Source organism: Bombilactobacillus sp. ESL1202 (assembly GCF_058107125.1).
In genome coordinates, this window is sequence record NZ_CM176590.1 from 1805189 (window position 1) to 1822985 (window position 17797).

The 17797-nt window shown below is 36.5% G+C and carries 14 protein-coding genes and 1 pseudogene; 11 read left to right on the forward strand and 4 right to left on the reverse strand.

Translation table 11 applies throughout. The annotated features are described in order from the left end of the window. Positions 1 to 12 precede the first annotated feature (12 nt). Complete coding sequence (gene rpsT / locus AC3B7A_RS08125; protein ID WP_489755596.1) at positions 13 to 264, reverse strand: 30S ribosomal protein S20; 252 nt, start codon at positions 262 to 264, stop codon at positions 13 to 15. A 200-nt stretch (positions 265 to 464) separates the two neighbouring features. Between rpsT and rpsO the strand changes: the two genes are divergently transcribed. From rpsO to tig, 5 genes are all read left to right on the forward strand, one after another. Next, positions 465 to 734 (forward strand): 30S ribosomal protein S15, encoded by a 270-nt coding sequence (gene rpsO, locus AC3B7A_RS08130; RefSeq protein WP_489755597.1) that lies wholly within the window; start codon positions 465 to 467, stop codon positions 732 to 734. A gap of 449 nt (positions 735 to 1183) precedes the next feature. Then, positions 1184 to 2887, forward strand: a complete 1704-nt coding sequence (locus AC3B7A_RS08135; RefSeq protein ID WP_489755598.1) for a ribonuclease J — start codon at positions 1184 to 1186, stop codon at positions 2885 to 2887. Positions 2888 to 3088: 201 nt separating this feature from the next. Then, a complete protein-coding gene (locus AC3B7A_RS08140) occupies positions 3089 to 4033 on the forward strand; it encodes a hypothetical protein (RefSeq protein WP_489755599.1) in 945 nt (314 codons plus the stop codon). Positions 4034 to 4217: 184 nt separating this feature from the next. Then, a complete protein-coding gene (gene tuf / locus AC3B7A_RS08145) occupies positions 4218 to 5408 on the forward strand; it encodes an elongation factor Tu (RefSeq protein ID WP_489755600.1) in 1191 nt (396 codons plus the stop codon). A gap of 142 nt (positions 5409 to 5550) precedes the next feature. Continuing rightward, positions 5551 to 6840 carry a trigger factor gene (gene tig, locus AC3B7A_RS08150; RefSeq protein ID WP_489755601.1) on the forward strand — a complete coding sequence of 430 codons (1290 nt, stop codon included), beginning with the start codon at positions 5551 to 5553 and terminating at the stop codon, positions 6838 to 6840. A 134-nt stretch (positions 6841 to 6974) separates the two neighbouring features. On the opposite strand, the gene AC3B7A_RS08155 is transcribed toward tig, so the two are convergent. After that, entirely contained in the window at positions 6975 to 7901 is a 927-nt protein-coding gene (locus tag AC3B7A_RS08155; protein WP_489755602.1) for a lactate/malate family dehydrogenase, read from the reverse strand. A 129-nt stretch (positions 7902 to 8030) separates the two neighbouring features. On the opposite strand from AC3B7A_RS08155, the gene clpX reads away from it, so the two are divergent. The 3 genes from clpX (at position 8031) to AC3B7A_RS08170 (ending at position 10923) form a co-directional block, all read left to right on the forward strand. Continuing rightward, positions 8031 to 9290 carry an ATP-dependent Clp protease ATP-binding subunit ClpX gene (gene clpX / locus AC3B7A_RS08160; RefSeq protein ID WP_489755603.1) on the forward strand — a complete coding sequence of 420 codons (1260 nt, stop codon included), beginning with the start codon at positions 8031 to 8033 and terminating at the stop codon, positions 9288 to 9290. 3 nt (positions 9291 to 9293) lie between these two features. Next, positions 9294 to 9884 (forward strand): ribosome biogenesis GTP-binding protein YihA/YsxC, encoded by a 591-nt coding sequence (yihA, locus tag AC3B7A_RS08165; RefSeq protein ID WP_489755604.1) that lies wholly within the window; start codon positions 9294 to 9296, stop codon positions 9882 to 9884. A 220-nt stretch (positions 9885 to 10104) separates the two neighbouring features. Further along, on the forward strand, positions 10105 to 10923 hold the full coding sequence (locus AC3B7A_RS08170) for a Fic family protein (RefSeq protein WP_489755605.1): 819 nt from the start codon (positions 10105 to 10107) through the stop codon (positions 10921 to 10923). Positions 10924 to 11606: 683 nt separating this feature from the next. Here AC3B7A_RS08170 and AC3B7A_RS08175 read toward each other — a convergent pair. Beyond that, a complete protein-coding gene (locus AC3B7A_RS08175) occupies positions 11607 to 12788 on the reverse strand; it encodes a CAP domain-containing protein (protein WP_489755606.1) in 1182 nt (393 codons plus the stop codon). 233 nt (positions 12789 to 13021) lie between these two features. On the opposite strand from AC3B7A_RS08175, the pseudogene AC3B7A_RS08180 reads away from it, so the two are divergent. Together AC3B7A_RS08180 and galE are read left to right on the forward strand one after the other, a co-directional pair. Next, a pseudogene (locus AC3B7A_RS08180) lies at positions 13022 to 14053 on the forward strand (IS30 family transposase). Positions 14054 to 14228: 175 nt separating this feature from the next. Then, positions 14229 to 15218: a UDP-glucose 4-epimerase GalE gene (galE, locus tag AC3B7A_RS08185; protein ID WP_489755607.1), complete on the forward strand. Its 990-nt coding sequence runs from the start codon at positions 14229 to 14231 to the stop codon at positions 15216 to 15218. Positions 15219 to 15254: 36 nt separating this feature from the next. Here galE and AC3B7A_RS08190 read toward each other — a convergent pair whose 3' ends face one another. After that, the gene (locus AC3B7A_RS08190; protein ID WP_489755608.1) at positions 15255 to 15398 is read right to left on the reverse strand and encodes an SPJ_0845 family protein; all 144 of its coding nucleotides are present in this window, start codon (positions 15396 to 15398) and stop codon (positions 15255 to 15257) included. 147 nt (positions 15399 to 15545) lie between these two features. Here AC3B7A_RS08190 and uvrC point away from each other — a divergent pair, with 147 nt between their 5' ends. Continuing rightward, complete coding sequence (gene uvrC, locus AC3B7A_RS08195) at positions 15546 to 17357, forward strand: excinuclease ABC subunit UvrC (RefSeq protein WP_489755609.1); 1812 nt, start codon at positions 15546 to 15548, stop codon at positions 17355 to 17357. The last annotated feature ends 440 nt before the right edge of the window (positions 17358 to 17797 follow it).

Below are 17797 nucleotides of genomic sequence, written 5' to 3' on the forward strand. Positions count from 1 at the left end.
AGGTTTAATTAATTATTTAATTTTAGCAGCTAAACGTGACTTATCGCGTGCAGCTTTGTTCTTTTTAATTAAGCCCTTAGACTTAGCCATATCAATAGCACGTGCTGCTTGACGATATAATTCTTGAGTATCTTCAGCACCATTGGCAGCAGCTGTTTCAAACTTTTTAATCGTTGTGCGCATTGCACTACGTTGTGCTGTGTTACGTTCGTTTGCTTTAGCAGATGTCCGTACACGCTTAATAGCTGATTTAATTTGTGGCATATTTATTCACCTCCGTGACCATTCCAATACCCTAAAAGTATACTAAAATCGGGTTTGTTTTGCAATGATTCTAAATAAATTCTTGCATTTTAGGATTAATTAAGTTATATTCAACTATATATTAGCTATGCTTTGTTGAATGTTACACCGACGTCAACACAGTCTGGCTGAATTAATTTAACTAAGGTGGTTAGAGTTTTATGGCAATTACTAAAGAAAAGAAGCAAGAATTAATTGAAAAATTTGGACGCAAAGCAGGCGACACTGGTTCTCCAGAAGTCCAAATTGCAATTTTAACTTATGAAATCAATAACTTAAATGATCATTTAAAGACTAACAAAAAGGATCATCATTCTTATGTTGGTTTGTTAAAGAAGATTGGTCATCGTCGTAATTTATTAGCTTATTTACGAAAGAGTGACGTTAACCGTTACCGTGATTTAATTCAAAGTTTAGGATTACGTCGTTAATATCTGGTCAACTGTCTGAATTTTTCGGACAGTTTTTTTGTACATATATTAAAATGGTTTTAATTGGTAAGATGTTTAGCTTGTGTGGTATGAGCGAGAAAATGTTCTTTCTAGGAAAAGGCTCTGAGATGTGCTACAATTAGACAAATGCTTTCAGTTGGTCACTAAGTGACAGCAAGATCTATTTAGATTTTGAATTAATTGAGTATTATCAAAGACTGGGATTGGCAAATTGATAACTCCATAATAGTAAAAATTATTGGAATGGTTTCATACTGTGTTTTAATCATACTTTCAGCTAATAACTAGTTAATGGAGCAATAGCATTCTGATTCTTGTATTCTAAAAATTGACAGTTATGGTGTGGTTTTATGGTCAGTACATAGTCAGTGAACAGCTTTTGTCTAGACTTAATCATTATTATTAAGATTATAAGAAGGGTGAAATTTTTGAAAAATTTAAAAATTATTCCGTTGAGTGGTTTACGTGAAAACGGAAAAAATATGTATGCAGTAGAATATGGTGATGAAATTGTGATTTTGGATTGTGGTTTACAATATCCAGATAGTGAATTATTGGGGATTGATGTAGTAGTACCTGATTTTACCTATATTCAAGAAAATATTGATAAAGTAGTGGGGATTTTTCTCACACATGGTCATGCTGATGCAATTGGTGCTTTGCCTTATTTATTAAGTGAAAATGATATTCCAGTCTTTGGCTCAAAATTGACGATTGAATTAGCGAAAATTGCGACAAAGAATAGTAAGCGTAGTCGCGGCTTTAATAATTTTCAGGTCATTGATGCCAAAACAGCCATTGATTTTGAAAAACTAAGTATTTCTTTCTTTAAGACAACGCATTCTGTCCCAGATTCATTAGGGATTGTGGTACGCACGCCGGTTGGTCAAGTTGTTTATACGGGTGATTTCAAATTTGATCAATCAGCAGACCAAACTTATCAGACTGACTATCAACGTTTGGCAGATATTGGGCGGGAACCGGTTTTGGCCTTGTTAAGTGACTCAGCTAATGCCGAATCACCTTATCCGGCAGCTGATGAACGGGATATCTATAATTTTATTTGGGAAACTTTTGAATATCAAACGGGGCGCATTATTGTCGCTTCCGTGGCTTCTAATATTTTACGGATGCAACAAATTTTTAATGCTTCGCAGAAAACACACCGCAAGGTGGTTTTGACAGGACAAAGTGCTTCCAAAATTGTTCGAACGGCGATTAAATTAAATTATTTGACAGTTCCCGATGGGTTGTTAGTAACCGCTCGTCAAGCCGAAAAATTGCCGAAGGATCAAGTTGTTATTATTGAAACTGGTCGCATGGGTGAGCCGATTAAAATTCTACAAAAGATGGCCACTAGCCACCATCATTTTTATCATATTGAAGAGGGAGATTTGGTCTTTTTAACGACGACTCCTTCACACGCGATGGAAACCACTGTTGCGAAGACTCGTGATTTGATTTTTCGGGCCGGTGGCGAAGTTAAAAGTTTAAGTGATTCTGGTCTGCATACTTCCGGTCACGCTTCTAAAAGTGATTTACAATTGATGATTAATATTTTGCATCCACAAAATGTGATTCCGGTTCAAGGCGAATACCGCAATTTAGATGCTCATTTTAAAATTGCTTTGGAAACTGGGTTAGATAAAGATCACGTGTTTATTTTACAAAATGGTGATGTTCTTAGCTATGAGAAACATCAATTTCATCTTGGTCAAGCAGTTACTGCAGGTGATACCATGATTGATGGTGTTGGTATTGGTGATATTGGGACGATTGTTTTACGTGATCGGCAACTGTTGTCCCAAGATGGAGTCTTTATTGCTGTAGTGACTATTGATCGAAAAAAGAAGAAAATTATGGCACAACCTCAAGTAACTGGCCGTGGTTTTTCCGGCCTAGAAGAAAAGCCGGAATTGTTAGCTAAAAGTCAAGAGATAGTCATTCAAGCGGTGGAAAATAATTTATTGCATAAAGATTTTGATTGGTCAGAATTAAAGCAAGATGTTCGTGAAGATTTAAATCATTTTTTATGGGAACAAACAAAGAGTCATCCGGTAATTTTGCCAGTGATTATGGAAGTTAATCAAAATCGGCACCGGAAAGTTCAACATAGTAATGCTTCAAAATAATAAGTTGGGAAAAATCAGGTAACTGGAATAAATATTAAAGTCAGAGCTTTTCTTGGGACTTAATATTTAAGATAAAAGCTTGATTTTGGTCAAGCATTAAGTGAAAATGAGCGTGGGATTTGTACAATTAGCGTTCAGGAAACTGATTGCTCCCAGCTTTTTTTTGGTTGGACAGAATTTTTAAAGGATAAAGGATCATTGATGGATAAACCACAATATCAAGCCTTGTTACAAAAGGCTAAGCAATATCAAGCCTTGTTACAAAAGGCTAAGCAATATCAAGCGCAAAAAAATTATCATTTGGCAGCTCAAACTTTAGATCAAGCTTATCAAGAAAATCCTAGTTTGCAATTGCAATTTGCGGTGGCTCAAGCTTGGCATCAAGCCCAAGAAGACCAAGTAGCTTGGGAATTGATTCAAACTAATGTGGACGAGTATTTGAAGGATCGGGTTCATTTAGCATTAGTTATTGATGTTTTAATTGGAAACCATAATTTTCTGCAAGCCTGGCAAATATTGGAACAAGCACCAGCGCCAGTTTTAGATACAAAGTTCAAGTCTCAACTTTCAGCAATTATTCAAGAACACCAACGATTTTATCAACAACAGCAGCCACAATTATTTGAAAAACTAAAAAAGCAAGCTTTAACTATCGTCACGTTACCTTTGGCTCAACAGTCTGCTCTCATTTTGCAATTGCACTGTCTTTCACGAGCTGATTATTTACAGACTAGTCAATTATTGTTGCAAAACCCGTATTTACATCCGTTACTAAAAGCGGGAGTTGTTGAGGAATTAGTTAAGTTAAAAGTAACGACGACCATTTCGATTAGTTTTTTTGGTCAAGATCTGACTTTTGTTCCGCAAAAACAACCGTTGATTTATCAGTTAACAACCTTAAGTGTTTGGCAAAAACAATTACAAGCAGAGAATAATTCACCGTTAGTAGATGAAGTTAATTTATTAGCAGCGATGTTATATCCGTTTACTGATGAAATTGTCACTGATCCTAATTTATGGTTACAATGTTTAAAACAGCGCTTAAATTTGGAAAAAAATAAGCAATCACTTGAAAAACCTGTAAAAGCTGTTAAAGTAAATAGGTGGTTGGATAAATTAACAGAGTTATTAAGTTTATTCAATTAATTTTAAAAAATTGGTTTACATTTGATAACTCAGTTTGTATACTACTAAGAGTATATTTTTGGTCGGTATCGCTTTGTTTTTGGAACCAAAAGTAGTATAATTTTTGCATAAAGAGTTGTCTTTGCAATGCTCTTTATATTTTTTTGTGAAGATAATTCAGATGACAAATAGGAGGTTTCTTTTCATGGCAGAAAAAGAACATTATGAAAGAACTAAGCCCCATGTAAATATTGGTACAATCGGTCACGTTGACCACGGTAAAACAACTTTAACAGCTGCGATTACTAAAGTCTTAGCTGATAAAGGTTTAGCTAAAGCTGAAGATTATTCTGATATTGATAAGGCTCCAGAAGAAAAAGAACGTGGGATTACTATTAACACGGCTCACGTGGAATACGAAACTGAAAAGCGTCATTATGCTCATATTGACGCCCCAGGACATGCTGACTACGTTAAAAACATGATCACTGGTGCTGCTCAAATGGATGGTGCTATTTTGGTTGTTGCGGCAACTGATGGTCCAATGCCTCAAACTCGTGAACATATTTTATTAGCTCACCAGGTTGGTGTTGATTATATCGTTGTCTTCTTGAACAAGACTGACTTAGTTGATGATGATGAATTAGTTGACTTAGTTGAAATGGAAGTTCGGGAATTATTATCAGAATACGATTATCCTGGGGATGACATTCCAGTTATTCGTGGATCCGCTTTGAAAGCTTTGGAAGGCGATCCAGAACAAGTTAAAGTTATTGAAAAATTAATGGATACCATTGATGAATATATCCCAACACCTGAACGTAGTAATGACAAGCCTTTCTTAATGCCTGTTGAAGATGTCTTCACAATTACTGGTCGTGGTACTGTTGCTTCTGGTCGTATCGATCGTGGTGAAGTTAAGATCGGTGATGAAGTTGATATCGTTGGTTTACATGCTGAAGATGGTCATTCAACTGTTACTGGTTTGGAAATGTTCCGTAAGACACTTGATTTAGGTGAAGCTGGCGATAACGTTGGTGTCTTGTTACGTGGTGTTAACCGTGATCAAATCGAACGTGGTCAAGTTTTAGCTAAGCCAGGTTCCATCCAAACTCATAATAAGTTTAAGGGTGAAGTTTATATCTTAACTAAAGAAGAAGGTGGACGTCATACTCCATTCTTCTCCAACTATCGTCCACAATTCTATTTCCATACAACTGATGTTACTGGTGTAATTGAATTACCTGATGGTGTTGAAATGGTTATGCCTGGTGATAACGTTACTTTTGAAGTTGACTTAATCGCTCCAGTTGCTATCGAAAAAGGTACTAAGTTTACTGTCCGTGAAGGTGGACGTACTGTTGGTGCCGGTGTTGTTACTGAAATTTTAGACTAATTTGTGTAACAATGAAAAGTCTGGTGAGCCAGACTTTTTTTGTACATAAATTTTGGTATAATAATAGTTTGTAACATTTACAAGTTATTTTATTTAGGGTAAGATGGATAAAGTATGAGATATTGAGTACCGGAGGGATATTATGGCTGCTAAAGCTGAATGGACGAAAGAAAAAGAACAAAATGGAAAATTAACATTTGAAATTGATCAAGCTACAATTAAACAAGGATTAGATACTGCTTTTAAGAAAGTACGTAAGAGTTTGAATGTGCCTGGTTTCCGTAAGGGTAAGGTACCACGTGTGATCTTTGATCAAATGTATGGTGAAGAAGCATTGTATCAAGATGCTTTAAATGAAGTATTACCAAATGCTTATTCACAAGCGATTGATGATACCGAAATTAAACCGGTTGGTCAACCTGAAATTTCAATTGATAGTATGGAAGCTGACAAGCCTTGGAAAATTTCCGCGACAGTTGCTGTGGAACCTGAAGTTACTTTAGGTGATTACAAAGGCTTGGAAGTTGAGAAGCAAAATACCGAAGTCACTGATGATGATGTTCAAGCTGAATTGGAACGCTTACAAAAACAACAAGCAGAACTCGTTTTGAAAGAATCAGGCAAATCACAAAAAGGTGATACTGTTGTGATTGACTATAAGGGTACTGTTGATGGCAAAGCCTTTGATGGTGGTAGTGCGGAAAACTATTCTTTGGAATTGGGCTCTAATTCCTTTATTCCAGGTTTTGAAGATCAATTAATTGATCATGAAAGTGGCGATGACGTCGATGTTAAGGTTACTTTCCCTGAAGACTATCAAGCTAAAGATTTAGCAGGTAAGGAAGCTCATTTCCAAACTAAAATTCACGAAATTAAGACTAAAGAATTACCAAAATTAGATGATGATTTTGCTAAAGACGTTGATGAAGATGTTGATACTTTAGCAGAATTGAAAACTAAAATTAATGATCGTTTGAAAGAACAACGTCAACAAGCTGCTGAAGATGCGATTGAGACCCAAGCAGTTGATAAAGCAATTGAAAATGCTACCTTTGAACCAATTCCACAAGTAATGATTGACACGGATGTTCAAAATCAAGTTGATCAATATTTGGGCAATATTCAACGTCAAGGTATCAATCCACAAATGTATTACCAAATGACCGGTTCAACTGAAGCTGATTTAAAGAAGCAATTTGGTCAAGGTGCAGAAAAACGTGTTAAGACTAATTTGTTGTTAGAAGCTATCGTGAAAGCTGAAGATATCAAGATTACTGACGATGAACGGAACGAAGAAGTTAAAGAATTAGCTCATGATTACGGCATGCAAGAAGAAGCTGTTAAGAATGCCTTATCAGAAGATATGTTAGATCATGATATTGCTATTAAGAAAGTTGTCGACATGATGACTGATACTGCTGTTCAAAAATAAATTAAGTTTGTCAATTAACTAAATAAAGCATTGCTTGTTCAATCCCATTCTTTTTAACAGGATATGATAGCAGCAATGCTTTTTTTCGTGGTTTTAATGATTGTCTCTTAAACTGTGTTCAACAACGAACAATTTTAGTTGGATTTTACTTTTGCATAATTGGTTTTAATTGCTTGGACAGAAGTTTGATATTCTTGTTGTTCTTCAGTCGTTAAAGGTAGATTGACGATGGCTTGGACACCCTTTTGCCCAACAACAGCAACTTGGCCAATGTAAATTTGTTCTTTAGCATCATAACAACTAACCGGCATCGCCACATTGGCATCAGTAAAGACGGCCTCAGCCATCTGATTGACAATGGTAGCAATCCCGTTATTAGTATAATGTTTACCAAAGAAAATGGTATAACCGCCAGTAGCAGTTTGTTTTCGGAGCTCAGGCAAGTCTAAGTGCCAGTTAGTTAATGGTTGACCAGCAACTTTAACACTGGACCAGGCGACAAATAAGGTATCACCGTGTTCGCCTAATACGTAGCCTGTAACGTCATGAGGATTATGCTGAGTAGCCATCCCAATGGCACGGTGCATGCGCGCCGTTTCCAAACCAATTCCCGTACCAATAATTTGTTGCGGGGCTAAACCAGTTTCAACTTGGAGCATCTTAGCAATTACGTCACAGGGGTTAGTAATAGTAATAATAACACCATCAAAACCAGAAGCTTTAATTTTAGGAGCAATTTCATGAACCATTTGACTGGTTAAACTTAATTCGTAATCCCGTTCACCACCATGATCTATTAAGGCCGAAATTTTGCCCGGACAAAAAATAAGCACGTCTAAATCATGCAATTTGTCCCATTTTTCTGCTTCATAGTCTTGAATATCAATGGTCATATTGTTTGGTAATAACGCCATTTGATCTTGGAGATCCATTTGTTCTGATTGTGCTTTTTGCGCATTTTTATCAATTAAGACTAGTTTACCTACTTGAGCTCTTTGCGCCATAACTAAGGCAGTTGTTGCCCCAACGTGACCTTGACCAATAATTCCAACCGTATTCATACCGATAATCCTCACTTTCGTGTATAATTAAAAAGAGTAAAAGTTTATTTTTTACTTTTCTTAGGGTCTATGTTAATCTTTTTAATGCTAAAAAGATAGCACTAGACTTAAATTGGGAGGAAATAATATATGTCTGATAGTACCAATGATAATGGTGCAATTGTCTGTTCGTTTTGTGGTAAATCCCAAGAACAGGTTCAACGAATTGTCGCCGGTCCTGGTGTTTATATTTGTAACGAATGTGTTGAATTATGTAAACAGATTATTGATGATGCAGTTGACGAAGATAATGAAAAATCACTAGAAATTACTGATTTACCAGCACCTAAAGAAATTATGGAAATTTTAGACCAATATGTTATTGGTCAAAAAGAAGCTAAGAAAAATCTGGCAGTGGCAGTTTACAACCATTACCTACGGGTTAATAGCCAATTAGCAGATGATGATCAAGCAGTTGAAATGCAAAAAAGTAACATTGCATTGATTGGACCAACGGGGTCTGGTAAAACTTATTTAGCGCAAACGTTAGCCCGAATTTTGCAAGTACCATTTGCGATTGCCGATGCCACCACTTTAACTGAAGCTGGTTATGTGGGGGAAGACGTTGAGAATATTTTATTAAAATTGCTACAAAATGCGGACTTTGATGTGGAAAAGGCAGAACACGGGATTGTCTACATTGATGAAATTGATAAAGTAGCTAAGAAGAGCGAAAATGTTTCAATTACTCGTGATGTCTCTGGTGAAGGTGTTCAACAAGCTTTACTAAAGATTCTGGAAGGCACTATCGCTAGTGTACCGCCGCAAGGTGGTCGTAAACATCCTCAACAAGAAATGATTCAAATCAATACGCGCAATATTTTATTTATTGTTGGTGGTGCTTTTGATGGCATTGATGAGATTATTAAGAATCGTTTAGGTGAAAAAACGATTGGTTTTGGTAAAAATCAAGATCAACAAGCCAAATTAAATGATCCCGTCCACTTGATGCAGCAGGTGATTCCAGAAGATTTAATGAAGTTTGGGATTATTCCCGAATTTATTGGACGGATTCCCGTCATTACAACGCTAGATCAGTTAACAAGAAACGATTTAGTGCAAATTTTAACTCAACCGAAGAATGCTTTGGTTAAACAATATCAACGGTTATTTGCCTTAAACGATGTAAAACTTGAATTTAATCAAAACGCCTTGGAAGCCATGGCTGATTTAGCTTTGAAACGCAATACTGGTGCGCGGGGATTACGGTCGATTATTGAAGCTACTTTGATGGATACGATGTATGAAGTACCCAGTCGTGATGATATTAAGCGGGTGGTCGTAACTAAAAAGTCTGTTGAAGGTGTGCAAAAGCCATTTTTATACGACAGTAAAGGTAAGGTTGCTTAATTAATGGAAATTAAAGATGTCAAAATGGATTTGAGTGCCGTTAGTTCGGCTCAGTATCCCACCGATCAATATCCGGAAATAGCTTTAGCTGGACGTTCGAATGTTGGTAAATCATCCTTGATTAATACGTTAATTCGTCGGAAAAATTTTGCCCGCACTTCCAGTACTCCTGGTAAAACGCAAACCCTTAACTTTTATGAAATCAATGAACAATTATATTTAGTTGATGTTCCGGGTTATGGTTATGCGAAAGTCTCGAAACAAAAAAGAGCGGCTTTTGGTACCATGATTGAAGAGTACTTGACCACACGCAAGCAACTAGGTGGAATTATCATTTTGGTCGATGGTCGACGTGCTCCTAGTGAGGATGACGTGTCAATGTATCAATTTGTGAGCTATTATAAGATTCCGACATTGGTTGTGGCGACTAAAATGGATAAAGTGAAACGTAATCAATGGAATAAAACTGTTGCATTAGTTACTAAAACTTTGCAATTAAACCAACGTGATCAATTACAATTGTTTAGTTCGGTTACGAAGCAAGGTAAAGAAGAAGTTTGGTCTTGGATTGAAGCTCATAGTGGTTTAAATTAAGTCTTACTCTGACTAAAATGATTAATAAAATAGCCTTAAGTTGATTTGGACTTAAGGCTATTTTGGGATGTAAACAGCAGCTTCTGACTGTTAACTATTTTATTAATCCACGTTATCATCTGGAAATTGAGCATGTTAATTAAACTATACTTCAACTTCTTATGAGAATTTTAAACTAGATTGAGCGTGGTACACTAGTAGTTAATAAGAGGTGATTTTGATGAATTATAACGCTAGATTAAAAGAATTGACTGCATTAAAAATAAAAATGAATCAATATCAACCGCTAACCCAAGGGAGAGTTGAACAACTTGAAAGAAATGCTCGGATAAAGCATGTTTGGTCTTCTGCAGCAATTGAGGGTAATTCTATGAGCCAGTGTGAAACAGCTACTCTGATTGGTGAGGGATCAGCGGCAGCTATCCCTAGCAAAAATCACCAAGAAGCCTTGGAAATTCTTGATTTAAATCAGGCTTATGATTACATGTTGGAATTGGTGAGCAAACAAGTTGAATTAAATGCCGTTGACATTAGAAATTTAAATCGAATTGCGACAATGACAACTATCGTTCCACAAACTGATGCCGGTAATTATCGAACCATTGCAGTTTGGCCATATGGTTCAGAAGATCATCCATATTTAGCTCCCTATAATATTCCTGAGGCGATCAAGGATTTAATTATGTGGAGTAAGACTGCTAATCAGCAGTTACATCCGGTGCAGTATGCGGCGGATTTACACCAAAAATTTGTTTCAATTCATCCTTTTCGAGATGGAAATGGTCGGACAGCAAGGCTCTTGATGAATTTTGTTTTACTTAAAAATAATTATCCAATCATTAATATCAATCCTGCGCAAGAACCTCGTAATGAGTATCTGGCGGCTTTAGAAAAAGCCAGGTCGGCTCAGCATGAAATGCTACCTTTTCGTGCATTGATCGCTAGTTATGTCAAGAAGGCACTTAATTGCGGTATTGCAATTTTAGAATTAAATGAAAAGGGTGAAAATCTTTCGAGTAACAGTAATGGAATTAATTAACACCCGCTTTATTCAATGATTAATCAGTAATTAATTTAAAGTAAAAAAACCGTCCACATTAACTTTGACGAGTTATAGGACGGTTTGTTTAAAGTTATTTTTAGAGTTATCACTGCCTTAGAGGGAGCGATTGTGTGTAGACTAATCCCTTTTTAACACAAAAATCACTATTGATATCAAAGAATTTAGAAATTGTTTTATGATACCATAAAAACAACAAAGTAAATGCTAAGGCGGTGGCTATTCCTGGAAAGGGAGTGGTGCTTATGGTGTAAAAACTATAATCCCAGATCCTAAAGAAAGGACTAGCAAGGTGTCAGTATCAGACGCTCTTCAATTAATATCGGTATGTTTATCATAGCGTTGTTATCATATATTGATAAGCATAATGATCGTTGATACAAAAAAATAGCTGTCCTTAGCCGTGCCTGGCTAGATAGCTATTTGAATATATTATAAAAAATTTGAATAGTCACCGCTTTGGCAACTTTACAAAAGGGTCAGTGTTTCAAGCGCTGACTCTTTTTCAATACCAATGATAACACAGAAATTGAAACTATGCTATACTGAACGTGTTTTAAAGATTTAGCAATAGAAAAACCTCAAAAGACTCTGATTAAAAATCAAGGTCTTTTTGTTTTTGGTAAATAAAAACCTTGCAAGGGATTCTTGCAAGGTTAATTTTAGTGATCGTAAACACCAGTTGGGGCAGGTGTGCTGTCGTGATAATCATTAATTTGATTGATTTGACTATAGTCAATATCTGATGTAGGTGTAGCGAATGTTTGCACTTCATACATTGTTCCCTTGTTATCAACTGCTACTCCCATACCAATTTGAGTGAAATATGGATCTAACATATTTTTTCTGTGTCCATCACTAGTACTACCAATTTCGTGGAAAAAACCACTAATGGCTGTAATTGCGTTTTTTTCAGGGGTAGGTTGAAGAAAATCTTCACCAAGATTTTCAGCCGTTAAAATGTAGGTACTATTAGGACTATACGCGCCAGCATGGTTATCTAATTGACCAGCATCAGCCAAACGTTGTGCTCTGGCCATTGAGAAGCTAGAAAGTTCAGAGTTCTCTTGAAGTGGATTTAAACCGTTCATGGTGCGTAAACGATTTAGTTCTTTAATCATTGCCTGTTGGGTAGCTTGAGCGTCGAATGAGTAGTTTTGACTAGAGTTACTTGAATTTCCACTTGTAATAGTAGTTGGAAGATCGGCTTCCCAACTATTCAAATTTGGATCCCAATACCAGTGTAAACCATTGGCGTCCTCTGGCTTGGTAGAGTAGTCAGGAGTTGAATTACTATTGGAGTTGCTGGAATTGGTATTGTTAGTTCCATTTACAGAGAAGTTAGCTACACAGTCCTTAGAGCTGATCCAGTCATTAGCTGAAATTTGATAGTAGGTTGTGCCATTAACAGTTTTTACTTTACCAACTTTCCAGTCAGAGAAATTAGGAACTAAACGAGCTTCTACCAAATTAAAATTCTTGTCAAAGAGCGAAATGTACTTAGATTTGAAACTTAACGCTCGGACAACATGGTAATTGTAGGCTGTTGGGGCAAAGTTGTTATAGCTTTCAGAGCTAGGAAGCCAAGTGTTAGGAGCAATTTTGTACATTTTTTGGCCATTGATCGTTTGCATATCGCTAACACGCCAATCAGAATTAGCTGGAACTACTTTACCTGTTGCAGTACCCTTTGAATCATAAAGCTGTGAATTTGGCTTTTGGGTAGCTGTTGCAACGGGATAGTTGTAAGTTGCAGCGTTGACTTTTTTGGTGTGTGCGCTTCCACCGACGGCTAGAGCTAATAACGCAGCAGCTGATAGTGAGTAAAACTTATTGCTTTTCATGAAGTAATACTTCCTCTCAATAATTTTGGTTCTTTGGTACACGGTAGCTTTGGCAAAAGTGGTTTTCTTTTGCATGATGGGGTTGAATGCCCTTCAACGATATTAAGTATATCAATCTTTAATTTATTTTTCAGCGCCTGATTTAAAATCTAAGTGCAACAAAAATAAAGTATACAAATAGGCCATGGAGACCTAAACTTAAAGTGTTCAAACAAAAAGGCAGGTAATTCTCCATGACCCAATCTCAGTCTAACACGCAACACCATTATCAACAACTCTCTCCTGAAGAAAGAAGCAAAATCCAAGCATATTATGATTTAGGTTTTTCTTACGCAGATATTGCACGTAAATTAAGACGTTCACGTAGTACTATCTATCGCGAAATTCAGCGTGGATTCACTCTACAAAGGAATTATGATTATTTTTTGGTTAGCCATTATTATGCTAATACTGCACAGATTATCCATGAACAAAAGCGGCAAAACTGTCATTCCCACGGTTTAGAATGGTCTTGTCGTTTCTTCTTCAGATTCTTGACTAAAGCTTTGCATAAAAGGCCATGAGTTGAAAGTATTGATAGTCTAGTACATTATTTAAAAAAAAGTTTATCCTCAAGAACCCTGCCCTTAAACCTCCACTGTTTACCGCTATATTGACCAAAATCGTTTGAAAATTAAGAACATTGATTTACCTGCTAAAATGCGCAGACATGTTAAAGTCTGTAAACATGCTCACGAGTGAACAACAAGCGGTTGGCCGGAACTACCATTGAACAACGCCCTTACGAGGTTCAAGAACGGACAACTTTTGGTCATTGGGAAGGTGATTTGGTCAAAGGTAAGCGCCAGGCCAGTGAACCGGCACTTCTAACATTAACTGAACGTCAGACTAGGTATGAAATCATAGTTAAAATTCCTAATTATCATGCGCAAACTTGTCTGCAAGCTTTACAAGCAGTAGTTGATAAAAAGCCACAAGTCTTTAAAAGTATTACGTTTGATAATGGTTCAGAATTCCGGTTATTAGATCAGGTTAAGGGGCCACAGATTTATTATGCGCATCCGTATTCCCCCTGGGAAAGAGGCAGTAATGAAAATCAAAATGGTTTAATCAGAGAGTTCATCCCTAAAGGTAAATCACTGCGTAAATATTCGATTGAGGCAATTCAAAAGATCCAATTAGTTCTTAATCAAAGACACCGAAAAATACTCAATTATCATTCAGCATTAGAATGTTTTCAACAACAATTCAAAGCCTTAAGTTAGATTTCCTGGATTGTTGCACTTGATTTAACAATTTAGGCAAGAAGTTGGATTTTAAATCAGGCTCCAATAATTAGTTCTATTAGTTAATAATAAAATTGTCATTGGCAGTTAAAAATGTCTATAATAAAAGAGATGGTTCACAAGGATTTAATCATATATTTAATGGAGGTTAGCTATGGCGCTTTTAGTGTTAGGTGGAGCGGGATATATTGGGTCACATATGGTCGACCTATTATTAAAGAATAATGAAGACGTTGTCGTGGTCGATAATTTGAGTCGTGGGCACCGGGCGGCTGTGCCGCAGGCTGTGCCTTTTTATCAAGGCGATATTCGTGATCGGGCCTTTTTAGAGCAGGTGTTTACAGAGCAGGAAATTGAAGCTGTTTTTCATTTTTGTGCTTATATTCAAGTACCTGAGTCCATTGATAAGCCCAATGATTACTTTGACAACAATGTGGTGGGGTTAATTAATTTAATTCACGTGATGAATGATCACCAAGTTAAAAAATTAATTTTCTCATCGTCAGCAGCGGTTTATGGTACACCAGAGCAGGTACCAATTAAAGAAGACGACAAAAAAGAACCGATCAATCCTTATGGTTTAACAAAATTAATGATGGAACAAATTATGCGTTGGGATGGTGCCGCTTATGATATTAAGTGGTTAGCCTTCCGGTACTTTAATGTGGCGGGAGCACGCTTAGATGGTGATTTAGGCGAAGATCATCGTCCCGAAACCCATTTAATTCCTATTGTTTTGCAAGCAGCCTTAGGCCAAAGAGACCACGTTGATATGTGTGGTAATGATTATCAAACGCGGGATGGCTACAATGTTCGTGATTACGTCCATGTTTTGGATTTGGTGCAAGCTCATTATTTAGGCTTACAGTACTTGCGCCAAGGTGGCGAAAGTGATTACTTTAATATTGGCTCCAAGCAAGGTTTCACCGTTAAAGAAATTGTTGAAGCCGCACGCAAAGTAACTGGTGTAGAGATTAAAGCTGTCGATGCACCAAGACGTGGTGGTGATCCTGATTCTTTGGTGGCAGATAGCACCAAGATTCAAAAAGTATTGGGTTGGCACTCCCAGTATACCGATATTGAAACAATTATTGATTCGGCTTGGAATTGGTTACAAAAACATCCTGCCGGTTATCCAGAATAAAAAAATTAATAATTAAAAAATGAGACTCTCAGAGCCTCATTTTTTCTTGTCTTGATTTTGTTTTAATTTACTTTCAGTTTCTTTTACCGTTTTTAAATCCTTTTGTGTCTCATCTGGTAGGGAAGCAAATTTATCAAATAAACTTTCAAAATTATTTTCGCGTTTAACGGTTAAGCCCATGATTACACCTTCCTTGTTAATTGATGTTATTGATTAGTATAACATAGATTAGCAAGCTGACAGGCAAACAAACATTCGCAAAATAGTTGGTATTTTTAGTCAGTCAGAGTAGAATAATTAAGACAAGTTTACAACTAGGAGACCGGAATGGCAACAGAATATTTAGAACATAAATTAGCGTTATTGCCTGATCGTCCAGGCTGTTATTTGATGAAAGATATCAATGCCAAAATTATCTATGTTGGTAAAGCTAAAAATTTAAAAAATCGGGTGCGTTCCTATTTTAAAAGTTCACATGAAGGTAAAACGGCTAAGTTAGTGAGTGAAATTTGCGATTTTGAAACGATCGTAACGTCCACTGATAAAGAAGCTTTTTTACTAGAAATTACGCTGATTCAAAAGCACCAACCCTACTTTAATATTAAACTAAAAAAGGGTACTGGTTACCCTTATATCAAGATTACCAATGAACGAGATCCGCAAATGATTATTACTGGTCAAGTCAAAAAAGATGGTGGCTTTTATTTTGGTCCGTATCCCAATGTTTATGCCGCTGAAGAAACGATCAACTTTTTACAGAAAGTTTACCCGTTACGTCGGTGCAATGGCTATCAAAAACGTCCTTGCTTGTATTATCATATGGGGCAATGTTTGGGAGCTTGTTTTAAAGAAGTGCCCGTTAGTAAATATCAACAACAAATTAAGCATATTAAAAGCTTTTTAAATGGTAATGTTGGAACCGTTAAAAAGCAACTGCAAAAGAAAATGGAGCAAGCAGCGGCTGATTTAAAATTTGAACGGGCTGCCGAACTACGTGACCAGTTGCATTATATTGAACAAACAGTTGAAAAGCAAAAAATTATTTCCAATGATCATACGCCTCGTGATTTATTCAATTTTTATGTAGATAAGGGTTGGATTTCCGTGCAAGTTTTCTTTATTCGCCAAGCGCGGTTAATGAAGCGGGAAAAACGGATTTTCCCATGTATCAACACGCCAGAAGAAGAATTAGCAACCTTTATTTTACAATTCTATAATCGCAAGAATAATGTTTTACCGCATGAAATCTTGGTGCCGCAAACGGTTGACAAAGAATCACTGGCAGAAATTCTCCATGTGCCTTTTAGAACGCCACAACGCGGTACCAAACGGGATTTGTTAAAGATGGCCGGCGATAATGCTCAATTATCGCTAGAAGAAAAATTTCGGCTGATGGAATTGGATAATCGCCAAACAGTTGGTGCACAAAAACAAATCTTTCAAGCTTTGGGCTTACCTTATGGACACGTGATTGAATCATTTGACCATTCACATATTCAAGGCGCCGATGCGGTTTCGGCGATGGTGAGTTTTGTCGATGGCAAGCCCGTGAAAGCTAATTACCGTAAGTATAAGATTAAAGATTTGTTGGAGCAGCATAATGGTGCTGATGAATCGGCTAATACGCGGGAAGTGATTTATCGACGTTATTCCCGCTTGTTAAAAGAGCACAAGCCGCTGCCTGATTTGATCTTAATGGATGGTGGGTTAATTGAATTACGAGTGATTTTAGATGTGTTGCATAATGAATTAGGTATTCATATTCCGGTAGCTGGGATGGTCAAAGATGACCACCACAGTACTTCTCATTTGATTACGGGCGAAGAAGGAACGGTGGTGCCCTTAGATCGTAAAAGTCAGGGCTTTTATTTATTGCAGCGCATTCAAGATGAAGTGCACCGCTTTGTGATCACTTACCATCGCCAAACACACAGCAAAAATGCCTTATCTTCGCAATTAGAAAGTATTAAGGGTGTGGGACCCAAAACACGAATTAAGTTGTTAAAAAATTATGGTTCCGTGAAAAAAATTAAGGAAGCACCAGTTGCTGATTTGATGAAATTAGGTATTTCGCAAACGACGGCTCAAACGATTAAATTATCATTATCTTTAACCCCTGTGCGCAAGATTGGTAAATAGTGTTTTTGGCCTAGTAAATGTAGTAGTTGAATAATATGAGAGTGTTGATGATTAATTTCGTCAACACTTTTTTTATTTGCGTAAATTAACGTCTATTGATCTACAGCATAAAATTTTTCTATGATTTTATGAATTCGTTGTTTCTTTTATTGATGAGAGTTTGAATTGCAAATCCTAAATCAAACATAATAATCAAATCTATGGACCAAATAATAAAAGTTGCTAATAAAGTGTAAATACTCGGTAACATGAAAGATATAAGAATTCCAAGCAATGAAGATCCTACTAAAAGCAAAAGCATTAATGATATTTCATATTTGCTCATTTTTCTTAATTTAAAGTATTTTATCGAAGGCGATAATATTTTGAAATAACCATATCTTTTTAAGTTATAAATCATTAAGTTACAATGCAAAGTACTACTAATCACAAAAGAATAT

Excerpts from the sequence above, each read along its gene's own strand:
- AC3B7A_RS08170 (WP_489755605.1), top strand. The coding sequence starts at position 10,105 with ATGAATTATAACGCTAGATTAAAAGAATTGACTGCATTAAAAATAAAA.
- AC3B7A_RS08140 (WP_489755599.1), top strand. The coding sequence starts at position 3,089 with ATGGATAAACCACAATATCAAGCCTTGTTACAAAAGGCTAAGCAATAT.
- tig (WP_489755601.1), top strand. The coding sequence starts at position 5,551 with ATGGCTGCTAAAGCTGAATGGACGAAAGAAAAAGAACAAAATGGAAAA.
- uvrC (WP_489755609.1), top strand. The coding sequence starts at position 15,546 with ATGGCAACAGAATATTTAGAACATAAATTAGCGTTATTGCCTGATCGT.
- AC3B7A_RS08190 (WP_489755608.1), bottom strand. The coding sequence starts at position 15,398 with ATGGGCTTAACCGTTAAACGCGAAAATAATTTTGAAAGTTTATTTGAT.
- yihA (WP_489755604.1), top strand. The coding sequence starts at position 9,294 with ATGGAAATTAAAGATGTCAAAATGGATTTGAGTGCCGTTAGTTCGGCT.
- rpsO (WP_489755597.1), top strand. The coding sequence starts at position 465 with ATGGCAATTACTAAAGAAAAGAAGCAAGAATTAATTGAAAAATTTGGA.
- galE (WP_489755607.1), top strand. The coding sequence starts at position 14,229 with ATGGCGCTTTTAGTGTTAGGTGGAGCGGGATATATTGGGTCACATATG.
- AC3B7A_RS08175 (WP_489755606.1), bottom strand. The coding sequence starts at position 12,788 with ATGAAAAGCAATAAGTTTTACTCACTATCAGCTGCTGCGTTATTAGCT.
- AC3B7A_RS08155 (WP_489755602.1), bottom strand. The coding sequence starts at position 7,901 with ATGAATACGGTTGGAATTATTGGTCAAGGTCACGTTGGGGCAACAACT.
- tuf (WP_489755600.1), top strand. The coding sequence starts at position 4,218 with ATGGCAGAAAAAGAACATTATGAAAGAACTAAGCCCCATGTAAATATT.
- clpX (WP_489755603.1), top strand. The coding sequence starts at position 8,031 with ATGTCTGATAGTACCAATGATAATGGTGCAATTGTCTGTTCGTTTTGT.
- rpsT (WP_489755596.1), bottom strand. The coding sequence starts at position 264 with ATGCCACAAATTAAATCAGCTATTAAGCGTGTACGGACATCTGCTAAA.